Here is a 19,312-nt window from a genome sequence, read left to right on the forward strand (position 1 = left end):
GGCTCCTAGTTGAGTTTGACCGAGGCGCCGCGGATGCGATTCAGGCCCGAGGCGTGGCTGACCAGGGTGCTGCCGCGCAGCTCGATACGCCCATCGGCGCTCATTCGGAAGCTGGCTTCGCCGCAGTGCAGCTCGATGGCATGGCGCGCGTGCAGGTGCAGCTCGCCGTCGGCGGTGTGCCGGGCCTGCTCGATATCGCCCTGCAGGCTCAACACCGGATGCTGCAGCAAGCCGAGAATCAGCGGCGCGCGCGGATCACCGTTCTCGAACAGCAGGGCGCACTGCTGGCCCCGGTGTTCGGCGCTGATCGCGCACAGGCTGCGCGCGGGCAGGGCCTCGTCCGCACGGCCGGGAATCGCCACGCAGGGCAGGCCCTGGTCATTGAGGTGCGAAATGAAGCCGATGACCACGCCGTTCGAAGCCGTTGTCGGCGACTGTGCCGGCTTGGCTTGAGCCAGCGTGGAGCTTTCCTGCTGCACGGGTTCGGCCGTTGTGGTTGCACCCTTGTCCTGCTCCTGACGGCTCATGGGTTGTGCTCGATGGTCTTCGCTTCGATCAGGATCTCGCCGTTGGCGCGGGCTTCGATGCTCTCGCCGCTGATCGTGATGGTGCCGTCCTTGAGCAACTGGATGCGGCTGTCGCCGACCTGCAGCACGATCTTCTCTTCGTCCATCAGCAGGCTGGAGGCGCCGCCGGCGCTGGCCGCGAACTCCTTGCCCGCCGACACGCTGTGCGACTTCACGGTCTTGTCGAAGCGGTTCAGGCCGACAATGGTGTTCATCATCAGGCCGACGTTGAGGCTGTAGGCCCCGCCGACGTTCACCATTTTGCCGAGGCCGACGTTCTGCATCGAGGCCAAGCCGATGGTTTCGGTCTTGAACTTGCCGACCTTGATCGACCAGCTCTTGCCGATCTTGTCTGACTCGTTCTTGTCGATGGTCTTGCTGCGGCTCTTGTGCACCGTCACCGACTCGTTGCCATCCACCGTCTCGGTGCGGTTCTTGTGGATGCTGATCGTCTCGTGGCCGTCGACTTCTTCGGTGCGGTTCTTGTGGATGGTGATCTTCTCGTAGCCGTCGACTTCCTCGGTACGGTCGTTGTGGACGGTGATCGTCTCGTTGTGGTCGACCGTTTCCGTGCGGTCGCGCTTGATGTGGTTGGTCTCGTCGCGGTCAATCGTCTTGCTGCGGTCGCGGCCGACCCAGTGGGTCTCGTCGTTCTCGACCTCGATGTCCTGGTTGCGTTCGGCATGCAGCCAGACCTGCTCCTCGCCGCGCTTGTCCTCGAAGCGCAGCGCATTCGCGGTTTCGTGGTTGCCGCCCAAGGTCGAGCGGGTGAGAAAGCCCGACTGCGTGGCCGCGGCCGGCAGGCCCCAGGGGTGTGGCTGCAGGGTGTTGTAGACGCGGCCGACGATCAGCGGCTGATCTGGATCGCCGTTCAAGTAATCAACGATGACTTCTTGCCCGATGCGCGGGATGTGTACGCCGCCGAAGCCCGAGCCCGCCCAGGGATGCGAGACGCGGATCCAGCAGGACGAGGTCTCGTCCTTCTTGCCGTAGCGGTCCCAGTGGAACTGCACCTTGACCCGGCCGTATTCGTCGGTGTGGATCTCCTGCCCGGCCGGGCCCGTCACCACCGCGCTGTCGGGCCCGCTGGTCAGCGGCTTCGGCGTGCGCCGCGCGGGGCGATAGGGCTGGTCGGTCGGATGCACCTCGGCGCTGATGTGCACTTCGACCGCGCTGGCTCCGCTTGAGCCGTCGTAGTCGTTGTCCGCGAACTGGTAGTCGCAGGCGAGCACGAGGTACTCGCGGTTGTAGCGGCCGACGGCGTGCTTGCTGAGCGAGAACAGGCGCCCTGGCGCGACACCGCGCGCGCGGCCCTCGCAGGCCGCGCGCAGGTGGCCGGCGTGCAGTTCTTCCATGCGCACCTTGGCGAAGGGCAGGCCCTCGCCGAGGTTCTCGTACTCGCCGGGGAAGTCGTAGATCTCGTAGTTCGCGTGCGGGTGTGTGCCGGGCAGCAGATCGTCGGTGGTGAGATCGCTCGCCGGCATGATGAAGTTGTAGTCGCGCGCAACATACTTGCCGGATGTCACCTGACCGGCATCGGCCCAGAAGCTCAGGTGATCCTTGTCGGGCACGGTGACGTCGTGCGGATAGAACTCGATGCTCTCGTAGTTCGGAAACGGCGAGGCCAGCCCGATGTGGTCGGTGATGACCAGCGTGTGCTCACCGGCGGCGTGCTCGAACCAGAACCACAGGCCCTCCTGTTCGAGCAGGCGCATGACGAAGTTGGCGTCGGTCTCGCGGTACTGGACGCAGTAGTTCCAGGGCGAGTAGCTGCCGGCGGTGAGCCACTTGACGGCAAACGGATACGCGCCGAGCACGTCCTTGACGATGTCGACGACGGACAGCTTCTGGAAGATGCGGTAGTTGGTGCGGCGGGTGGCGTACCACAGGCCCGGGCGCAGGGTGGCACGATACAGATGCTTGCGGCCCGAGCGACCGACCGAGCGGAAGGCGACGCACTGCGCGTTCAGGAAGCGCTTGCCGCCGCCTTCGACTTCGAACTCGACGGTGAAGGGCTGACCGAGCGCTGCGGTGGGGGCCAAGCCGCGCTCTTCGGACGAGGCCGTCAGCTCGAACTCGAACAGCTCGGAGACAGCCTCGCGACCGGTGAGGCGCTCGAAGCGCAGGGCGTCGCCGAAGGGGCTGGTCAGGTTGAATAGGCGGTTCATGTGACTCGTGCTCCATCCATGACGCGCGTTCTCGGTTCAGGGCCTTGCAACAGGTTCAGGGGCGGTGCCAGTTGAGCGGTACGCCCAGCACCGGTCCAAGCACAGGCCCTGTCCTGTTCGGGCTGGGACGCGCTTGCGGGGCCGCGGTGGTACGAAGCTCGGACGCACGCCTCCCCGCCCGGGTGAGTGGCAAGCAGTCGGGTGGCGGCTCAACTGACGCGCGCATGAGCGCGCGCCGCAGCGCAGGCGCCAGATCAAGGCAGCCGCGCGCACTCGCCGTCGCGAGTGCGGCCGTGAAGGCGTCCGCGCCCTCGTATGCGCCGATGTAGCGGCGGGCCGCATCGCGGTAGAGGGCTCGCGCGAGTCTGGGCGCCACTGCTTCAGGATCCTGTTCAAGCGCATCCGGCGTCGCCACGAGCCTGCACTCGCCCTGGGACTGCCTGAGCACGATTCCGTAGGCGGGCTCTGTGTGTCCGTGACCCGGGCCATCGCCGCCTGTGGGCACCCAGTGGTTCAAGATCCAAGCGGCGGTCTCGCCCCTGCGGGCGTGTGCGAAAACGAAGTACGGCGGGAACTGGTCACCGCCTGCTGCACAGGGCAGGGCGTCCAACTGCTCGAACTGGACTTCGGCGGGATCGAAGCTGAGGCCGAAGAGCGGGTCTTCCATGCGCAGCCCAGGATCCGCGAACACGGAGCGACTGAAGACAAAGAGAAAAAGCAGGGCGAGCGCGATCGTCAGACAGGTCAGCAGTGTCGTATCGACGTGCTGTCGCATCAGAGCGATCGAGTGGCTCGGACGCTTCACTGGGATCCGCCATGCCGAAAGATTCGATAGGCCACCGCCTCGTTTCGATAGGCAGGGCCCGGATAGATGTCGCTGCGCTGCTTGAAGTCGGATACCCAGATGCTCCCGTTGAACATCTGGATATGGCCTTCCGTGCGGCCGCTTGGCGGTTGAATGACCGCAACGTCGCCGGTTTGGGCGCTGTACCCTTCTGCAGCGACTTCGACGAATCCGATGGCCTCAAGGCTGGGTGCGTAGTCCTTTGCGTAGACAGGCCGTGGCAGCGGTATCGTCAGCCCGCCCGCTTCAATGGCTTCGCGAACATAGCGTGCGCATCTGCCCTGGCTCACGCCGTGTGCATTCTGGTCAAGGTGCCGAACTGCACGCGTGATGTCGAAGCGCTGTGCGCGCGTTGCGCTGGATGCGTCTGTCGCTGTCGAACCTCCTGTGCTGGCAACAGGCGGATGGACTCCAACAGGCCCGGGCGGCGCGTGCGGCGCGAGTGCGAGCGTGCCGGTATCGAAGGCATGCCACCGGAGATCGAGCCCGACCGGCCCGGGCACTTGGGCGCGAGGCATCAGTGCACCTCCTCGGTGCCAGCGTCTGTGGTGCGGCGTGTCTGCGCCGATGCGGCATCCACCGAGTCGCGTCGGGTGCTGCGGTAGCGGAACTCCTCGCTTGCTGCGTCCACCTCTACCCGCGCCAGTCGATAGCCCTCAGCCATGGCGGTGAGGAAGCTCTTGCTGAGCTCCGGCAGGACTGTGTGCGTCAGGATGGCGTCGATCATGCGACCGCCGGATTCGATCTCGGTGCAGCGGCGGATGACCAGTTCGACTGCGGCGTCGCTGTAGTGGAACTCGACGCCGTGCTGGGCTTCGACGCGCTTCCTGATGCGTTCGAACTGCAGGCGAACGATGCGCGCCAGAGTTTCGTTCGAGAGCGGGTAGTAGGGAATGACCACGAGGCGACCGAGGAACGCCGGCGGGAAGGCTTTCAGCAGCGGCTCGCGCAGCGCGGTGGCGAGGTCCTCGGGCTCGGGCGTGAGCTCGGGGTCGCGGGTAAGGCTCATCATCAGGTCGGTGCCGACGTTCGAGGTCAGCAGCAGGATGGTGTTGCGGAAGTCGATGGCGCGGCCTTCGCCGTCTTCCATCCAGCCCTTGTCGAAGACCTGGAAGAACAGCTCGTGCACGTCCGGATGCGCCTTTTCGACTTCATCGAGCAGCACCACCGAGTAGGGCCGGCGACGCACCGCTTCGGTGAGCACGCCGCCTTCGCCGTAGCCCACATAGCCCGGGGGTGCGCCCTTGAGCGTGGAGACGGTGTGGGCCTCCTGGAACTCGCTCATGTTAATGGTGATGAGGTTCTGCTCGCCGCCGTAGAGTGACTCGGCGAGCGCCAGAGCGGTCTCGGTCTTGCCCACGCCCGAGGGCCCGACCAGCATGAACACGCCGATCGGCTTGTTCGGGTTGTCGAGCCCGGCGCGCGCGGTCTGGATGCGGCGGGCGATGCGTTCGAGCGCGTGCTTCTGGCCGACCACGCGCTGGTCGAGCGTGTCGGTGAGCTTCAGCACCGCGCTGATCTCGTCGCGCACCATGCGGCCGACGGGGATGCCGGTCCAATCAGCGACGACGGTGGCGACCGCATTGGCGTCGACCGAAGGCAGCACCAGCGGGTTCTCGCCCTGCAGGGTGCGCAGTTCGAGTTCGAGCGCCGCATGCTCGGCAAGCAGGGTCGCGCGGTCGGGCGCGGGCGCGGGCGCGCTGGCGGACTCTGCCGAGGTCGCTGGGGTGTGTGCCTGCGCTGCCAGGCTGTCGTGTTCGCTGGCTGCAGCGGCGTCGCTGGCTGCGGTAGCTTCCGCGTCGAGGGCGCGGATGCGGGCCCGCACGTCGAGGATGCGCTGCGCGATCTCGCGTTCGGCCTGCCAGCGTGCTTCCAGCTCAGCGTGCAGGCTTTCATCGGCCTCGATCAGGCCCAGACAGCGCGCGCGTCGCTCGTTGACGTCCATGCCAAGTCCGGCCTCGCGCTCGATGATCTGAAGCTCGGTGCGCAGCCCTTCGAGGCGGCGCTGGCAGTCTTCGAGATCGCCGGGCAGGGTGTGCTGGCTGATGGCCACGCGCGCGCAGGCAGTGTCGAGCAGGCTGACCGCCTTGTCGGGCAGCTGGCGTGCGGGGATATAGCGATGCGAGAGCTTGACTGCTGCGGCGACGGCTTCGTCGAGCAGCAGCACCTGGTGATGCTTCTCCAGCGTGCTGACCAGACCGCGCACCATGCCGATGGCCTGGTCTTCGCCGGGTTCGCCGACCTGGATGACCTGGAAGCGGCGGGTGAGCGCGGGGTCTTTTTCGATGTGCTTCTTGTACTCGCTCCAGGTGGTGGCACCGATGGTGCGCAGGGTGCCGCGCGCGAGTGCGGGCTTCAGCAGGTTGGCGGCATCGCCGGTGCCGGCCGCGCCGCCCGCGCCGATCAGGGTGTGGACCTCGTCGATGAACAGGATGATCGGCTTGGGGCTGGCCTGGACCTCGTCGATGATCGAGCGCAGGCGCTGCTCGAACTCGCCCTTCATGCTGGCGCCGGCCTGCAGCAGGCCGATGTCGAGGCTGAGCAGGGAGACCTCTTTCAGCTGCGGCGGCACGTCACCTGCCGCAAGGCGATTGGCGAAGCCTTCGACCACCGCCGTCTTGCCGACGCCGGCCTCGCCGGTCAGCAGCGGGTTGTTCTGGCGCCGGCGCATCAGGATGTCGACGATCTGGCGGATTTCCTCATCGCGCCCGCTGATCGGGTCGATCTCGCCGTTGCGGGCCTTCTCGGTCAGATCGACGGTGTACTTCTTCAGCGCCGCCTGCTTGCCGAGCGCCGCGTGCGGGATCGCGTCGCTGTGCTCGCCGGGCACCCCTTGGACTTCTGCGCCGCTGCCGTCCGAGGCGAGCTGGCCGTCTTCGGGTGAGCCGCTGACGATCGACGGCAGCTGTTCGGACATTAGGTCCGCGTTGATCTTGCGGAACTCCGGCGACAGACGATCCAGGCTGGCGCGCAGGCTGGGGGTCTTGACCAGGCCCAGCAGCAGGCTGGCGCCGCGCACCTGCGCGTGGCCGTACTTGAGCGAGCCGTAGACCCAGGCGCGCTCGACCGCCTGTTCAAGATGGGGTGAGAAGTCCTGGATCTGGGTGGCGGTGTTCGGCAGTCGCTCCAGGGCTTGCACCATGTCGGCAGCCAAGCGCGAGGCGTCGATCTCGAAGCGACGCAGCACGCGGTGCAGGTCGCTGTCGGCCAGCTGCATCAGCTGGTGCAGCCAGTGGGCGAGTTCGACGAAAGGATTTCCGCGCAGCTTGCAGAACACGGTGGCCGATTCCACCGCCTTGTACAGCGTGGGGTTGAGCTTGCCGAACAGGGCGACGCGGGAGATTTCGCTCATGGGGAATCCAAGACTCGGAGGCGGGTGGCGCCGGCAGAGGCCGCGCGCTCAGTCGTGAGATGAGGCAAGAACGTGGCGGGACTTCGATGACTTACGGGAGGGCCGAGGCTCAGGTGCGTGGCCCGCGGCGCGCGAGTACTGGATCGCCGTTCGCGCGCCGCGGCTTGCACGGGGTTCAGAGCCCCCCGGGCAGCTTCTTCTTGAACGTGGAGCCCGCTGCTTCACTGGCGGCCTGTTCGGCGTCTTCCTTGGCCTTGCGCTTGGCCAGCGCTTCGGCGTCCTCGGCTGCGGCGTCTGCGGCCGTCTGCGGCGCATCGACCACCGGCGTGGCCGGCACCTTCTCAGCCACTGCGCTGTCAGCGGCGTTGCGTGCGGCGCTGGGGGCGGCACCGGCGGGGGCCATCGCGTCCGCAGACACGGAGCCAGCCGCAGGCACCGCCGCTGCAGGAGTCGCTGCGACCTGGCCCGCCAGATCCGCGCGCTCGGAGGGCGAAGGCGGCGCGCTGAAGGCAGCGCCTGCGGCGTCGCGCGCGTCGGCGATCAGGGTCTGCGCCAGCGGCGCCAGTACCCAGCGCGCGGCGGCCTCGTCGCGACTCAGCGAGAAAGCCAGCAGCTGGCCTTCAGGAGTCTTCACGCGCTCCGGGCCCTTCGGGTTCAGCGCGTACACCAGCACTTCGTAGCGTTCGACCGTGCTGGCATCGCGCCAGCGGGCGGGCACGAGGCGCAGGTAGTTCAGCACCGGCGAGCCGGGCAGGCGGCCGATCACACGCTCGCGCAGGCCCGCTTCAGCGACCAGCGGGTAGTGCACGGGCGCCCAGCGCTGGCTGACGTCGACGACGTGCAGAAAACCGAAGCGCTGCCAGTCGCCGATGCCGAACAGGCCCTCGCCGGTGCCCGACAGCAGCAGATAGCGCTTGCGCGGCAGCGTCACCTCGACGAGGCGCGCGCTGGACGGGGCGATGCGCGGCAGCGCGCCCCAGGGCGAAGCGTTGGCTGGGAAGCGCTTGCGCGCGTACTCGATCTCGGCCGATTCGGCGTCGACGTGAATGTAGGCGAGGGCGTCGCGCACTTCGGTTTCGAAGCGCGCGGGTGTGCTGCCGTCCTTGCGCTCGAAGCGGTCGCTCAGGGTCGAGATGCCGGGACGTTCGAGCTGCCAGATCTCGTCCAGCGCGAGCAGCAGGCTGGGATCGGGTGCCTGCGCGCGGGCCAGCGAAGCGAGGCCCAGGAGGCAGGACAGGCCGACGGCAAGGAGCAGCGGTGTGGCGGAGTGAGAGCGATGGAGCATGATGGCGATCCGGTGCTTCGAGGTGGAGAAAGGGAGCGCTCAGGCCGCCTGGGCCTGGACGCGGTGGTGATGTTCAGGGGGGTAGCAGTAGTCGCCGCGGTCGGCATCGCGCGGACTGTCGCCGAGCCAGCTGGTCCAGCCCAGCCGGGCTGAACCGCCGAGCTGCGCGCCGGGCACCTCGTCGCGCCGAAGCACGAGCTGCAGGTCCCAGTCGAACTCGATGCCGAGGTAGCCGCGCACCCAGTCGCGCAGCTGCAGGGCGCCACGGCGATCGGGCAGCAGCGATTCGTATTCACGCAGCGACAGCGGGCCCACGACAACGCGAACATGGTGCTGGCGATCCCAGACCGCGGCGGCCGCGACCGCATCCACGCCCAGCTGGGCGCCCTGCATGGCACCCAGGCGACTGCGCTGGTCTGTGGGCACGGGCAGCCAGCGGCCGCGGTGCTGCTCAACGGCGACGGGCACGTTGAAGAAACTGGCGAGCAGGCAGGCCAAGCCCTCGGCGTTGCGCGCCTGCCGCACCTGATGTCCGGCGCTGCCGAGACGCGCATGCAGGGGCACGCTGTCTGCCTCGGCTTGGCCCGGTAGACCGAGTCCGATCAGGCTGGCGACATAGCGGCTGAAGCTGTCGTGGCCGGCACGATCCAGGCTGGCGGTGGACTGCGCCTGCGCCCAGGCGCGGAAGAACAGCAGCAGGAATCGATGGTGGAAAAGGTCGGCGAAATCGACCAGCGCACGATCGCCGGCGTGGATGGCGCGCTCGTGCGCGTACTCGGTGTAGGCCAGCGGCAGCGGGCCGTTGGGGCCAAACAGCCCGAAGCTGTAAACGCGCAGCTTGGGCGGCAGCGTGGCGCGCAGGTCCACCGAAGCCAGCGCAGCGGGCGCGAAGCTCGAGCTCGGCTCCTGCCCGAGGCGCACAGGTTCGAGATGCGGTCGCGGCGCGCTGCCCAATCCGGGCAGCTCGGGGTGCAGGGCCTGCAGGCGACGCAGCGCCGCGAACAGATCGTGCTGCCAGGGCGCCTCGGCGATCCGCTGCCAGAGTTCGTGCGCTGCCTCGCGGCGCGCGCTGGCCTGTGGGTCGGCGTCTGACGGCAGGGCGAGCGCTGCCGGCTCCGGTGCAGCCTCAGACTCAGCCACCACGGTGTGGGCCTGCCCGCTGCTCATGCCACGGGCCTCAGCCCGAGCTCGGGCTGCCAGCAGGCGATCTCACCGCGCTGGGTGCTGCGCAGGCGCGTCTCGGTGAAGCTGTTCATGCTGACGTGCCGGGCCAGAAAGCGCTGCAGCACTGCCCCGAACACGTAGGCGCTGCTGCCGGCGAACAGGGCCTCGTCGACCTCCAGCTCGACGCCGACGCCGCGCCCGTAGGTCAAGGGCCCGGCGCCGCGCAGGCGACGCGTGATCGGCTGCAGACGCGAGCGCAGCAGGCTCGCGCCATGTCGTGCGATCGCGGGTTCGCCGAGCGCCCCGTACAGCGACAGCAGCTCACGCAGAGCCAATGCGCCTTCATCGCCGCCCAGGCCCACGAGCGTGGAATGCCCGAGCGCGAGCTGGCTGATCAGACGCCAGTTAATCGAGCCCTCGGACACGGCAGCGGCGGGCCGTGTCGGCCCGTGGATCACCCGCACGGCAGCCACCGGCAGGGTGTCGGTGGGAACAAAGTCGCGCGCGCCGCCGGTGCTCATCAGCAGCGGCAGATCGCGGTTGGTGACCGTCATGCTCACGCCCAGCTGCCGCAGCCGCGAGGCGTAGGGCGCTTCGTTCTGGTCGACCAGGCTCAGGAACACTTCCGAGCCGATGTAGGACGAGCGCGCGCCGTGGCGGAGGATGCTGTCGGAAACGCGGCGCGGTTCGCGACGCGCCGAGAAATAGGCGCCGTGATTGCCGCGATCGCCTGCGAGGCTTCGGTAGAAGGGGCGGAAGCGCGCCTCGATGGCGTTGTCGCGACCAAAGCCCTCCACGGCCTGCACCGAATGCACCTCGAAGTCGAGCGGCGCCGCGCGATCGGGCACCAGATGCAGCTCGAATCGGCTGTCGTCGATCTGGATGCGATCCGCACGCTTTTCGATTAGGTTGACCGCAGGCGTGCAGAACAGACTGAGCCGGCGCGCATCGACCTGGGCTTCCAGTTCGGCGGCGTCCTGGTCGAGCAGCACGCGCACCTCGAAGGACTTCAGGCCCTCCTGTGCACGCAAGTGAGGTCGCAGGCCGCGCAGCTCGATGAAATTGAAGCGCGCCGGGCAGGCGAAGTACTCGTGCAGCAGCCGATAGCCCTGGAAACCGCGGCTGCTGTAGGGCAGCAGCGCCTCGGATTCATCGAAGCCGATGCCGAACACGCCGGCCCCCGGGGCACGCAGGGTCTGCCATTCGCCCTGCTGCTTGCCGCAGGGACGCACCTGGACCTCGACACAGTGGCCGCAGATCAATTCGTACAGACGGGTGGCGAGATCGGGGCTGGCGTTGAGATAGATCGGCAGGCGATCCGGTGGCTCAGCGCCGCCCGAGAGTGAGGCCGCGAAGGCGAAGTTGAGGCGCAAAGCCGCCCGCGCCCGGCGGCTGCCCGGGGCGCCGCCCGCCGAGGCGGGCGCGCCTTCGAGACGGGCGAGCTCCAAGGCCAGCGGCCACAGTTCGACTTCATGCGCCGTCCGGAACTCACAGCCGGTGCGGGTCTCGCTGGCCGCCGGCGCACGCAGGCGCTGTCCGCGCGGCAGGGTGAAGCTGGCGCCCGCACCGCCGGGCATTTCGCCCGGGGTGAACTGGACGATGCACATGCTGGGCGTGGGCGCCAGATAGTTCGGGTAGATGACTTCCAGCAGGCGCTGCGCGAAGCGCGGGAACTCGGCGTCCATCTTGAGCTGGACGCGCGCACTCAGGAAGGCCATGCCTTCCAGCAGGCGCTCGACATAGGGGTCGGCGACCTCGAAGCCGCGCAGGTCGAGGCGCGCCGCGATCTTCGGATATTCCGCCGCAAACTCGGCGCCGGCCTCGCGCAGGTAGGCGAGTTCGGTGTTGTAGTAGTCGAGCAGGCGCGGGTCCATAGCGGGCCCTAGCTGGCCATGGCATCGACGAGCGCGATCTGGCCGCACTCGAGGTCGACGCGCGAGCGCAGCAGCAGCTCGATGGGATATGGCTCGGCCCAGAGCTGGCCGCGGATCTCCATCGACAGATGGTTGCGCGTGGCCTGTTCGCCCTCGGCGCTGATGACCTTGACGCGCAGCGTGTCCGGCAGGATGCGCGGCTCGAAGCGGCGGATGCTTTCGCTCACGGCGCTTTCCAGCGACTTCAGGTCGTCCTCCACCAGGTACTTGCCCGACAGCGCCTGCACGCCGAAGTTGAGCACCGACTCGCGCACGTTGGGCACGCCCTCGAACGCGATTTCGGACTCGGCGCTGGTGGTGTTGAGCAGCCAGGCCAGATCGCGCAGCACGCTGCGGCGGAACTCGGCCTTGCTCATGCTGCGCGCCTGCGCGGCTTCGCTGCGCTCACGCGGCGCCAGGTCGGTGAGCCGATCCAGCAGCGCGGGCAGCAGCTGCGACGCGCGGCCGACAGGGCTGGGCAGCTCAGGCATGTCCGACCGGCGGTGATGCGGTGTCGCTGCGCTCGATGCAGCGCGTCGCGAGCATCGCGTGCTCGCCGAGGTCGCTGGCCCACATGCGCTGGCCAAGACCGGTCCAGCCGGCGTCGCCGGCTTCGCTCCAGACGGTGAGCGCGCTGCGGCGCAGGGCGTCGTCAGCGCTTGCTTCGCTGCCGGGGTAGCGCACGGGCAGCAGCACGGCGTGCGCGCCGCCGTTCGCCAGCACCAGTCGCGCCGGCACCCAGACCAGATCGCGAAGGTCGGCGGGCGCTTCCAGTTCGAGCCGCTGGATGTCCTCGAACGGGATCCAGTAGTACTGCCCGTTGAGGAAGGCTTCGACACAGGGCCCAATGCGGCTGTCGGCATCGGCGAGCCAACTCGCCTCGGCGCCATCGATGCGAAAGGCGGTGACGTCCGCCGCCTCGAAAGCCTGCGATTGCAGAGTGTCCGCTGCGGCATGTTCGCCCGCCGCGCGGTGGCGCAGTGCCTGGGCCAACCAGGCGAACCAGGGCGCCGGGGTGCCTAGGGTCGCGGGCAGAGCCTCGCCGGCAAAGACGCGCGCGCGCTGCAGCTCGCAGCGGATCGCCTCGCGATAAGCCTGGGCGAAGGGCAGGGTGGCCGCATCCGCCAGAGCCACGGCCTGCAGCTGGCCGAGCGAGCGCTCCCACTGGCCGAGCAGCATGCACAGCTGGGCAAGATGGATTCGCAGGCGGGTGTCCGCGGGCGACTTGCGGACCTGGCTCATCAGCATCGACAGCTGATCGTCCAGCGGCGCCTGCGCGGACCGCACGGAGGGCGTGGCATTCATGGGTGACTCCAAGGCGGAGAATTCGCCGCTGCGGGCAGCGGCGATAAAGAGGGGGCCTCAGCTCGGTCGAGCATCCAGCTCGGCGCACAGTGGCCTCCAGTACGACGGGTATGGCGGCCCTCACGCCCACATCCGCAGCGCCGAACCACCCGGGGTTCGGCGTGCGGCTTGCCCGCCCGCAAGCGGGGGAAGGGCGGTGATCAGGCCGCCTTGTTCTGCTTGACGTCCCAGGCGCCGGTAACGGCTGCGCCGAGCGAGCCATCGGCGTTCTGTTCCTTCACTTCCAGCTTGATCTTGCCGTAGGAGAAGCTGACCTCTTCGATCACCCGCGGCGTCTCGGTACTGGAGACATTCGCCACCGCGGTGATGAAGACCTCGTTCAGGGTCATGGTCAGGTACTGCTGCTGGCCGTCGCCGGACTTGCAGACCGATAGCACCAGCTCGTCCAGATGCTTGCCGGATGCGCAGTGCTTCAGCAGGTTCGGGCTGGCCCTGTCCGCGTACTTGCGGATGGTGAAGAATCCGAAGTTGGCCTTGCCCACCGCGCTGCCGCCGCCGGTGTGGGCCGAGGACGACTGGTTGATCGCGATGTTGTAGGACAGAACGTCGATTTCGCCCTTGTGCTTCGAGTCGGTCGAGCTGCCCGGAGTGTTGGACAGCTTGACGAACATTTCCTGCAGCGATTCGGTCGAGTGATTCACGCCCGGCTGTGCGGTGGAAGCGGCAGCACCAAGTCCAAGAATTGCCATGGTTTCATCCTCTGTTTCTAGGGTGTGGATCCAGCGTGCGGGTAGCTATCACGCCAGGGTTTCACCAAGGAGCAGCGTTCCGCTCCTCGGAGATCAATTGCTGCCCGACTTCACCGAGGGCAGTTTTGAGACGAGTCGCAGGGAGACGGTCAGGCCTTCCAGTTGGTAGTGCGGGCGCAGGAAGAACTTCGAGGTGTAGTAGCCGGGGTTGTCTGCGACTTCCTCGACCACGACCTGCGCATCGGCCAGCGGCTTGGTGGCCTTGGTCTGCTGCGAAGAGTTGAGCGGATCGCCGTCGACGTAGTTCATGATCCAGTCGTTCAACCAGCGCTCCATGTCGTCGCGCTCCATGAACGAACCGATCTTGTCGCGCACGATGCACTTCAGGTAATGCGCGAAGCGGCAGCAGGCGAACAGATAGGGCAGCCGCGCGGCCAGGTTGGCATTGGCGGTGGCATCCGGGTCGTAGTACTCGCTGGGCTTCTGCAGCGACTGCGCGCCGATGAAGGCCGCGATGTCAGTGTTCTTGCGGTGGATCAGCGGCATGAAGCCGTTTTTGGCCAGCTCAGCCTCGCGACGGTCGGAGATCGCGATCTCGGTCGGGCACTTCATGTCGACGCCGCCGTCGTCGGACGGGAAAGTATGGGTGGGCAGGCCTTCCACGGCGCCACCGCTCTCCACGCCGCGGATCGACGAACACCAGCCGTAGTACTTGAAGGAGCGGTTGATGTTCACCGCCATCGCATACGCCGAGTTGGCCCAGCAGTAGGCGCCGTGGTTGCTGCCGTCGGTCGACTCCTCGAAGTCGAATTCGTCGACCGGGTTGGTCTTGGCGCCATAGGGCAGACGCGCCAGGAAGCGCGGCATTGCCAGACCGAGATAGCGCGAGTCCTCGGCATTGCGCAGGCTGCGCCACGCGGTGTACTCGGTGTTCTCGAAGATCTTGGTCAGGTCGCGCGGGTTGGCCAGCTCCTGCCAGGATTCCATCTGCATTACCGTGGGCGCCGCGCCGGCGATGAAGGGGCAGTGCGAGGCCGCGGCGATCTTGGCCATTTCGCCCAGCAGCTCGACATCGGGCGGGCTGTGGTCGAAGTGGTAGTCGCCGACGACGCAGCCGTAGGGCGTACCGCCCAGCTGGTCGTACTCGGCTTCGTAGATCTTCTTGAAGATCGGGCTCTGGTCCCAGCCGATGCCCTTGTGACGGCGCAGCGTGCGGTGCAGCTCTCGCTTGGCGATTGGCATGAAGCGGATCTTCAGCATCTCGTCCACTTCGGTGTTGTTGACGAGGTAGTGCAGGCCGCGCCAGGCGCTTTCGAGCTGCTGGAAGTCGGCGTGGTGGATGATCGCGTTGACCTGCTCGGAGAGCTTGCGGTCGATCTCGGCGATGATCGCTTCGATCGCCTGGTAGGCATCGCTGCTGATCGTCAGGCTGTTGGAAAGCGCCTGCTCGGCCAGCGTGCGCACGGCCGAAGCAACGGCGTCGCGCGCCTCGTCGGTCTTGGGCTTGAACTCTTTCTGCAGCAGGCTGGAGAACTCGTCGGCATGCAGCTCGGCGCTGAGCGGCTGCTTCAGTGAGGCGTTGGCGTTGGCCATGGGAATGTCCTCGGTGCGGATCGGCGCGATCAGTCGTTGCCGGAAGCGGCGGCTTCAGCGGGCTTGGTCTGCTGCGGTGTGGCGGCCAGCGCCTTCAGCAGGGTGGGGTCGCCCAGCACCTTGCCGATCAGCTCCTCGGCGCCGGTCTTGCCGTCCATGTAGGTCAGCAGGTTGTTGAGCTGGGTGCGCGCGTCGAGCAGCTTCGACAGTGCTTCGACCTTGCGGGCGACCGCGCCGGGCGAGAAGTCGTCCATGCTTTCGAAGGCGATGTCGACCGCGAGGTTGCCTTCGCCGGTCAGGGTGTTGGGCACGGCGAACGAGACGCGCGGGCGGATCGCCTTCATGCGCTCGTCGAAGTTGTCGATATCGATTTCGAGGAACTTGCGGTCGGCCACCGCCGGCAGATCGGCTCCGGACTTGCCGGCGAGATCGGCCATGACGCCCATCACGAAGGGAATCTGGACCTTCTTCTCCGAGCCGTAGATCTCGACGTCGTACTCGATCTGCACGCGCGGGGCCCGATTGCGGGCAATGAACTTCTGGCCGCTGTTCTTGTTGCTGGTGGTGAACTTCGAGGCGCTCATGCGGAGGCTCCTGGGTGCGCGTGGCTGTCGGTCGAACGGGTGTGGTGTTGTGCGGCGAGAGCCCGGCTCATGAGCGCAGGCCTGCGAGATGCTCGGCCTGCGCCACGCCGTCGGGAGCGAAGTCGCGCAGGATGCTGAGGAAGTCCTGGCCGATCATTCCGCGCGCGCGGCGGATCAGCAGCGGCGCGGGATTGGCAGGCTCGTGGGTTTCGAGGAAGCGGCAGACTTCTTCGAGAATGCGGATCGCGTCCTGCCGGGTGCGCAGAGCAGGCAGGCCATCCGCGATGGCGCTGGTCTCGCGGGTGCCCGCGCTGGCCTCGGCGCTGCTGCTGGCTTCTGGCGCATTCGCCTCGGGCAGGCTCAGTGAAGCAGTGAGCGCGATCAGCGGACGCAGGTCGGGCGCGTTCTCGACGCCCAGCTCGTCGCGAAGGCGCTGCTGCAGCCGCTGCAGCGACTCATGCAGCCGCTTCAGGGCTTCGAGCTCCGGGTTGCCGGCGAGCTGCTCGTCCTGCAGCAGCTGGTTGAGCTGCTGCCGGCCGAGCGGGGCGCCCTCGCGGCCCGCCGCGCTGCGCTCCAGCTCGGCGAGTTCGAACGTGCCCATGAGTCGGGTCGGCAGCTTCAGTTCGCGCAGATCGCCGAGCAGCCCCTCGCTCACGGCGAGCACGGCGAGCGCATTGGCGCGCGGCAGCGGGTCGCGTTCGCCGTCGATCTCAAGCCGCGGATGCAGGGCTTCGCCAAAGACATCCAGCAGGCTTTCGATCAAAGAGAGCCCGTGCCGCGCGCCGTGCGCGCCGCGGGTGCGAGTGAGCGCGCGCGTGATCATCACCGCCAGCCGCAGGTCGCGGCTGCGCTGCATCAGGCTGCTGGCCTGGTTCAACACGCGTGCGAAGTCGGCCGCCTCGGCGGCGATGATGGTCTCGCCGTACTGACGCTCCGGGGTGCCGGCGATCGCCCGTTCCAACTCGATGAAATCGCTGTCGTAGTCGATCTCCGGGCCGCAGGGCGCCTCGCCGCCAAGCGGCTGCAGAAAGCGCTCGAAGTCGGGCAGGTCCGAACTCATGCGCTCAGCGGCCCTGGGCGGCCTTGGCTTCCGCGTAGGACTGGCCCCACAGCGGATGTCCTTGTTCGGCAGGCGCAAGGTCGAAGCTCGGGTCCAACTGGAACGCGCGCTCGAACGATTGCCGGCACAGCTGCGGGCGTTCGCTCACGCAGTAGGTGAATGCAAGGAACTTGAGCGCGCGCAGCTGCTCGGCCTGGCTGGCCTGCCACACCTCCGGGGTCAGCAGCATGTGCTCGGCCTCCGGGTAGTTGCCCGCTTCGAAATGGGCAACGCCAAGATCCACGTGACGCCGCCCGGCGGCTTCGCGAGCCATGGCGGCGCGTTCTTCTGCCGTCGGCTCGGGCGGCGGTGGCGGCGGTGCCACTGTCTTCTGGCTCGGGCAGCCGGCAAGGCCAAGTGTCAGGACCGCAAGCGCGGCGCCGGCTTTGACTCGATTCCACATCGGTTTGAACTCCCCTGGGGTGATGCTGTTCTGCGACTACGCGCCGGAGGCGCTGAAGCGGTGTTCGATCGCCGGGTTTTCGCCGGCCCTGACCTCGATCTCGAGGCTGTGTGGGGGGAAGGCCGGATTGCGCAGTTCGATGCGATGGCGGCCGGGGGCCAGGCGCAGTTCGCGCAGCGGCGGGCTGACGCCCTGCTTCTGCCCGCCGATCCACACTTCCGCCCAGGGGCTGATGCCAAGGCGCACGCCCACGCTTTCGGCTGCGCTCGCGGCTCGCCGCGGAGCCGCCGGACGGGGCGTCGACGCGGCAGGCTGCGCACTCGTCGCCGCATCGGCGGCCGCACCTGCGGCGGGCTGCTGTGACTGCGCGTCGCGCAGGTCGACCAGCGCCAGACCTTGCCCGGAGTCGACGGCGATCGAGCTGTCGCCAGCCCAGAGGTCCTCGGGGATCGCTGCACCGGGCTGCGGAGCCACTTGGGGCGCAGAGGGCTGGGGCGCGAGGCGCGCGCCGAACCCAGGTGCTGGAGCCGGATCGGGCGCCTGCGCGCTGATTGAGCGCGAGGGCGCTACCACGGCCGTGGATTGAGGCAGCTCTGCCTCTGCGGCGGCGGTGGGCTGTGCCGTGTCGCTTGACCCTGCCGTGATGCTGGGCTCTGCCGTGGCGCCTGCCGCTGGCGCGTCCGCGCTGGGCTGGCTCGGGGTGGGGGCGGGGGCCCGGGCAAGCGTCGGTGCCGGCGCCCGCGGCTGTTCAACGGCGACGGGCGCGTCGGCGGCGGGTGTCGCAGTGTCGCTTTCGGCTCCGGCGAGCAGCCATGCCGCTACTGCGATCGTCAGCGCCGCTGCCGTCGCGCCTGCGGCGATCAGCGGCGTGCGCCGGCGGGAGGCCGCTGCGGTCGTGGCCTCGGTATCGATTCTTGCCTCGAGCCGCGATTCGCTGACGACGCGCACATCAGCCGTGTCCGCGAGCAGCTTGCCGGAGATCAGATCTTCGACGTCCTTGAACGCCGGTGGTTCGGGCGTCGGCGTCGGGGTGGCCATGGGGTCAGTCGAGGGCGCTGCGTGCGGCTCGACGCGTGCACTGTCCTTGGCGGGCTCGGCGGCACCCGACGCGCCGGCGCCCGCCAGCTGGGCGGCGATGTCCGCCATCTCCTCGGCGCTGACGATGGCAGTGATGGCTTCGTCCACGTGCAGGGCATCGAGCGCACGCTCGGCGCTGGAGCGGTCCGGCGTGCTGGTGTGGGCCTCATCGAGCGCCAGCAGCGCGCGCAGCGCCGCCGCCGACTGCGGTCGATCGGCGGGCTGGAGGGCGAGTGCCGAATCGATGCCGCGCAGGAAGCGTTCACTGAAGCCCGGCCGTGGGCTGTCCGCCAGCGCGGTCCGCGAGTCCTTCATCACCCGCGAAATGGAGGCCTGCGGTGGCGCACCGGTCACCGCGAAGTGCAGCACGGCACCGAAGGCATAGACATCCGTCCACGGGCCCTGCGGCAGCGAGAACTCGCCGGAATACTGCTCCAGCGGCGCATAGCCTGGCTTGACCACGACGGTCACGGCCTGCTCGCGGTCACCCAGAATCTCGCGTGCGGAGCCCAGATCGAGCAGCACGGCGCGCCCGTCGCGCTGGATCAGGATGTTGTCGGGGGCGACGTCGCGGTGGAACACGCTGCGCCCGTGCAGCAGTTCCAGCACGTCGAGCACGGGGGCCAGCGTGCGCTTCAACCAGCTCTCGTCGCAGCGCGCGCCCAGCTCGCGCAGCACTTGGCGCAGGGTGCGTCCGTGATAGCGCGGCATGACCATGTAGGCGGTGCCGTTCTCTTCCCAGAACTGCAGCACCTCGACCAGGGCCGGATGCTTGAACTGCGCCAGCAGGCGCGCCTCGTTCATGAAGCCCGCAAGGCCGGCGCTGAAGCTCTCTTCGTGCTGTTCGGAGCGAACCCGCACGCTGTAGCCATCTTCGCGACGGGCAAGGCTCGCGGGGATGTACTCCTTGATGGCGACCTCGCGCCCCAGCCGCTGATCGAGCGCGGCATACACGATGCTGAAGCCGCCTTCGCCGATCACGCCGGTCAGCTCGAACTCGCGCAGACGCGTGCCAGCCGGCAGTGCGCTGCCCAGGCCCGTGGGCGAGGCAGGGCCCGTGGGCGCCGAGGAAGCAGGGCCACTGCGCGATGCTGCTGGCTTGAGTGTCGCGTGATCCATGTGCGCTTGGCGCCCCCAATAAGCGTCAGTGAACGATTGTTTTATAGGCGCATGGTGTGTGCGCAGATGCGCCACGATGCAACGAAGTGGC

Annotated in this window: 16 protein-coding genes; all 16 read right to left on the minus strand. The window is 68.1% G+C overall.

Translation table 11 applies throughout. The annotated features are described in order from the left end of the window. Positions 1 to 5: 5 nt before the first annotated feature. Positions 6 to 527 (minus strand): hypothetical protein, encoded by a 522-nt coding sequence (locus H4O13_04050; GenBank protein ID MBE5314556.1) that lies wholly within the window; start codon positions 525 to 527, stop codon positions 6 to 8. Next, positions 524 to 2,734, minus strand: coding sequence for a type VI secretion system tip protein VgrG (gene tssI / locus H4O13_04055; GenBank protein MBE5314557.1), 2,211 nt, complete (start codon positions 2,732 to 2,734; stop codon positions 524 to 526). The genes H4O13_04050 and tssI overlap by 4 nt, the downstream gene beginning before the upstream one ends. Positions 2,735 to 2,789: 55 nt before the next feature. Further along, on the minus strand, positions 2,790 to 3,509 hold the full coding sequence (locus H4O13_04060; GenBank protein MBE5314558.1) for a hypothetical protein: 720 nt from the start codon (positions 3,507 to 3,509) through the stop codon (positions 2,790 to 2,792). A 26-nt stretch (positions 3,510 to 3,535) separates the two neighbouring features. After that, entirely contained in the window at positions 3,536 to 3,910 is a 375-nt protein-coding gene (locus H4O13_04065) for a CHAP domain-containing protein (protein MBE5314559.1), read from the minus strand. A 185-nt stretch (positions 3,911 to 4,095) separates the two neighbouring features. Continuing rightward, complete coding sequence (gene tssH, locus H4O13_04070; protein ID MBE5314560.1) at positions 4,096 to 6,930, minus strand: type VI secretion system ATPase TssH; 2,835 nt, start codon at positions 6,928 to 6,930, stop codon at positions 4,096 to 4,098. Positions 6,931 to 7,105: 175 nt separating this feature from the next. Continuing rightward, complete coding sequence (locus tag H4O13_04075; protein ID MBE5314561.1) at positions 7,106 to 8,215, minus strand: hypothetical protein; 1,110 nt, start codon at positions 8,213 to 8,215, stop codon at positions 7,106 to 7,108. 39 nt (positions 8,216 to 8,254) lie between these two features. Beyond that, on the minus strand, positions 8,255 to 9,382 hold the full coding sequence (tssG, locus tag H4O13_04080; GenBank protein MBE5314562.1) for a type VI secretion system baseplate subunit TssG: 1,128 nt from the start codon (positions 9,380 to 9,382) through the stop codon (positions 8,255 to 8,257). Then, a complete protein-coding gene (gene tssF, locus H4O13_04085) occupies positions 9,379 to 11,253 on the minus strand; it encodes a type VI secretion system baseplate subunit TssF (GenBank protein ID MBE5314563.1) in 1,875 nt (624 codons plus the stop codon). The genes tssG and tssF overlap by 4 nt, the downstream gene beginning before the upstream one ends. A gap of 8 nt (positions 11,254 to 11,261) precedes the next feature. Beyond that, positions 11,262 to 11,783, minus strand: coding sequence for a type VI secretion system baseplate subunit TssE (tssE, locus tag H4O13_04090; protein MBE5314564.1), 522 nt, complete (start codon positions 11,781 to 11,783; stop codon positions 11,262 to 11,264). Continuing rightward, entirely contained in the window at positions 11,776 to 12,597 is an 822-nt protein-coding gene (locus H4O13_04095; GenBank protein MBE5314565.1) for a virulence protein SciE type, read from the minus strand. The genes tssE and H4O13_04095 overlap by 8 nt, the downstream gene beginning before the upstream one ends. A 200-nt stretch (positions 12,598 to 12,797) precedes the next feature. Continuing rightward, positions 12,798 to 13,346, minus strand: coding sequence for a type VI secretion system tube protein Hcp (locus H4O13_04100; protein ID MBE5314566.1), 549 nt, complete (start codon positions 13,344 to 13,346; stop codon positions 12,798 to 12,800). A 93-nt stretch (positions 13,347 to 13,439) separates the two neighbouring features. Further along, positions 13,440 to 14,939: a type VI secretion system contractile sheath large subunit gene (gene tssC / locus H4O13_04105; GenBank protein MBE5314567.1), complete on the minus strand. Its 1,500-nt coding sequence runs from the start codon at positions 14,937 to 14,939 to the stop codon at positions 13,440 to 13,442. Between the two features lie 29 nt (positions 14,940 to 14,968). Next, positions 14,969 to 15,523, minus strand: a complete 555-nt coding sequence (gene tssB, locus H4O13_04110; protein MBE5314568.1) for a type VI secretion system contractile sheath small subunit — start codon at positions 15,521 to 15,523, stop codon at positions 14,969 to 14,971. 67 nt (positions 15,524 to 15,590) lie between these two features. After that, positions 15,591 to 16,583 (minus strand): type VI secretion system protein TssA, encoded by a 993-nt coding sequence (gene tssA / locus H4O13_04115; GenBank protein ID MBE5314569.1) that lies wholly within the window; start codon positions 16,581 to 16,583, stop codon positions 15,591 to 15,593. Positions 16,584 to 16,587: 4 nt separating this feature from the next. After that, positions 16,588 to 16,896, minus strand: a complete 309-nt coding sequence (locus H4O13_04120; GenBank protein MBE5314570.1) for a TssQ family T6SS-associated lipoprotein — start codon at positions 16,894 to 16,896, stop codon at positions 16,588 to 16,590. Positions 16,897 to 17,061: 165 nt separating this feature from the next. Next, positions 17,062 to 19,221: a protein kinase gene (locus H4O13_04125; protein MBE5314571.1), complete on the minus strand. Its 2,160-nt coding sequence runs from the start codon at positions 19,219 to 19,221 to the stop codon at positions 17,062 to 17,064. Positions 19,222 to 19,312: the final 91 nt, after the last annotated feature.

The sequence above is a fragment of the Lysobacterales bacterium genome (genome assembly GCA_014946745.1).
Classification (GTDB): domain Bacteria; phylum Pseudomonadota; class Gammaproteobacteria; order Xanthomonadales; family Xanthomonadaceae; genus Aquimonas.

Excerpts from the sequence above, each read along its gene's own strand:
- H4O13_04050 (MBE5314556.1), bottom strand. The coding sequence starts at position 527 with ATGAGCCGTCAGGAGCAGGACAAGGGTGCAACCACAACGGCCGAACCC.
- tssI (MBE5314557.1), bottom strand. The coding sequence starts at position 2,734 with ATGAACCGCCTATTCAACCTGACCAGCCCCTTCGGCGACGCCCTGCGC.
- H4O13_04060 (MBE5314558.1), bottom strand. The coding sequence starts at position 3,509 with ATGCGACAGCACGTCGATACGACACTGCTGACCTGTCTGACGATCGCG.
- tssH (MBE5314560.1), bottom strand. The coding sequence starts at position 6,930 with ATGAGCGAAATCTCCCGCGTCGCCCTGTTCGGCAAGCTCAACCCCACG.
- H4O13_04075 (MBE5314561.1), bottom strand. The coding sequence starts at position 8,215 with ATGCTCCATCGCTCTCACTCCGCCACACCGCTGCTCCTTGCCGTCGGC.
- tssG (MBE5314562.1), bottom strand. The coding sequence starts at position 9,382 with ATGAGCAGCGGGCAGGCCCACACCGTGGTGGCTGAGTCTGAGGCTGCA.
- tssF (MBE5314563.1), bottom strand. The coding sequence starts at position 11,253 with ATGGACCCGCGCCTGCTCGACTACTACAACACCGAACTCGCCTACCTG.
- tssE (MBE5314564.1), bottom strand. The coding sequence starts at position 11,783 with ATGCCTGAGCTGCCCAGCCCTGTCGGCCGCGCGTCGCAGCTGCTGCCC.
- H4O13_04095 (MBE5314565.1), bottom strand. The coding sequence starts at position 12,597 with ATGAATGCCACGCCCTCCGTGCGGTCCGCGCAGGCGCCGCTGGACGAT.
- H4O13_04100 (MBE5314566.1), bottom strand. The coding sequence starts at position 13,346 with ATGGCAATTCTTGGACTTGGTGCTGCCGCTTCCACCGCACAGCCGGGC.
- tssC (MBE5314567.1), bottom strand. The coding sequence starts at position 14,939 with ATGGCCAACGCCAACGCCTCACTGAAGCAGCCGCTCAGCGCCGAGCTG.
- tssB (MBE5314568.1), bottom strand. The coding sequence starts at position 15,523 with ATGAGCGCCTCGAAGTTCACCACCAGCAACAAGAACAGCGGCCAGAAG.
- tssA (MBE5314569.1), bottom strand. The coding sequence starts at position 16,583 with ATGAGTTCGGACCTGCCCGACTTCGAGCGCTTTCTGCAGCCGCTTGGC.
- H4O13_04120 (MBE5314570.1), bottom strand. The coding sequence starts at position 16,896 with ATGGCTCGCGAAGCCGCCGGGCGGCGTCACGTGGATCTTGGCGTTGCC.
- H4O13_04125 (MBE5314571.1), bottom strand. The coding sequence starts at position 19,221 with ATGGATCACGCGACACTCAAGCCAGCAGCATCGCGCAGTGGCCCTGCT.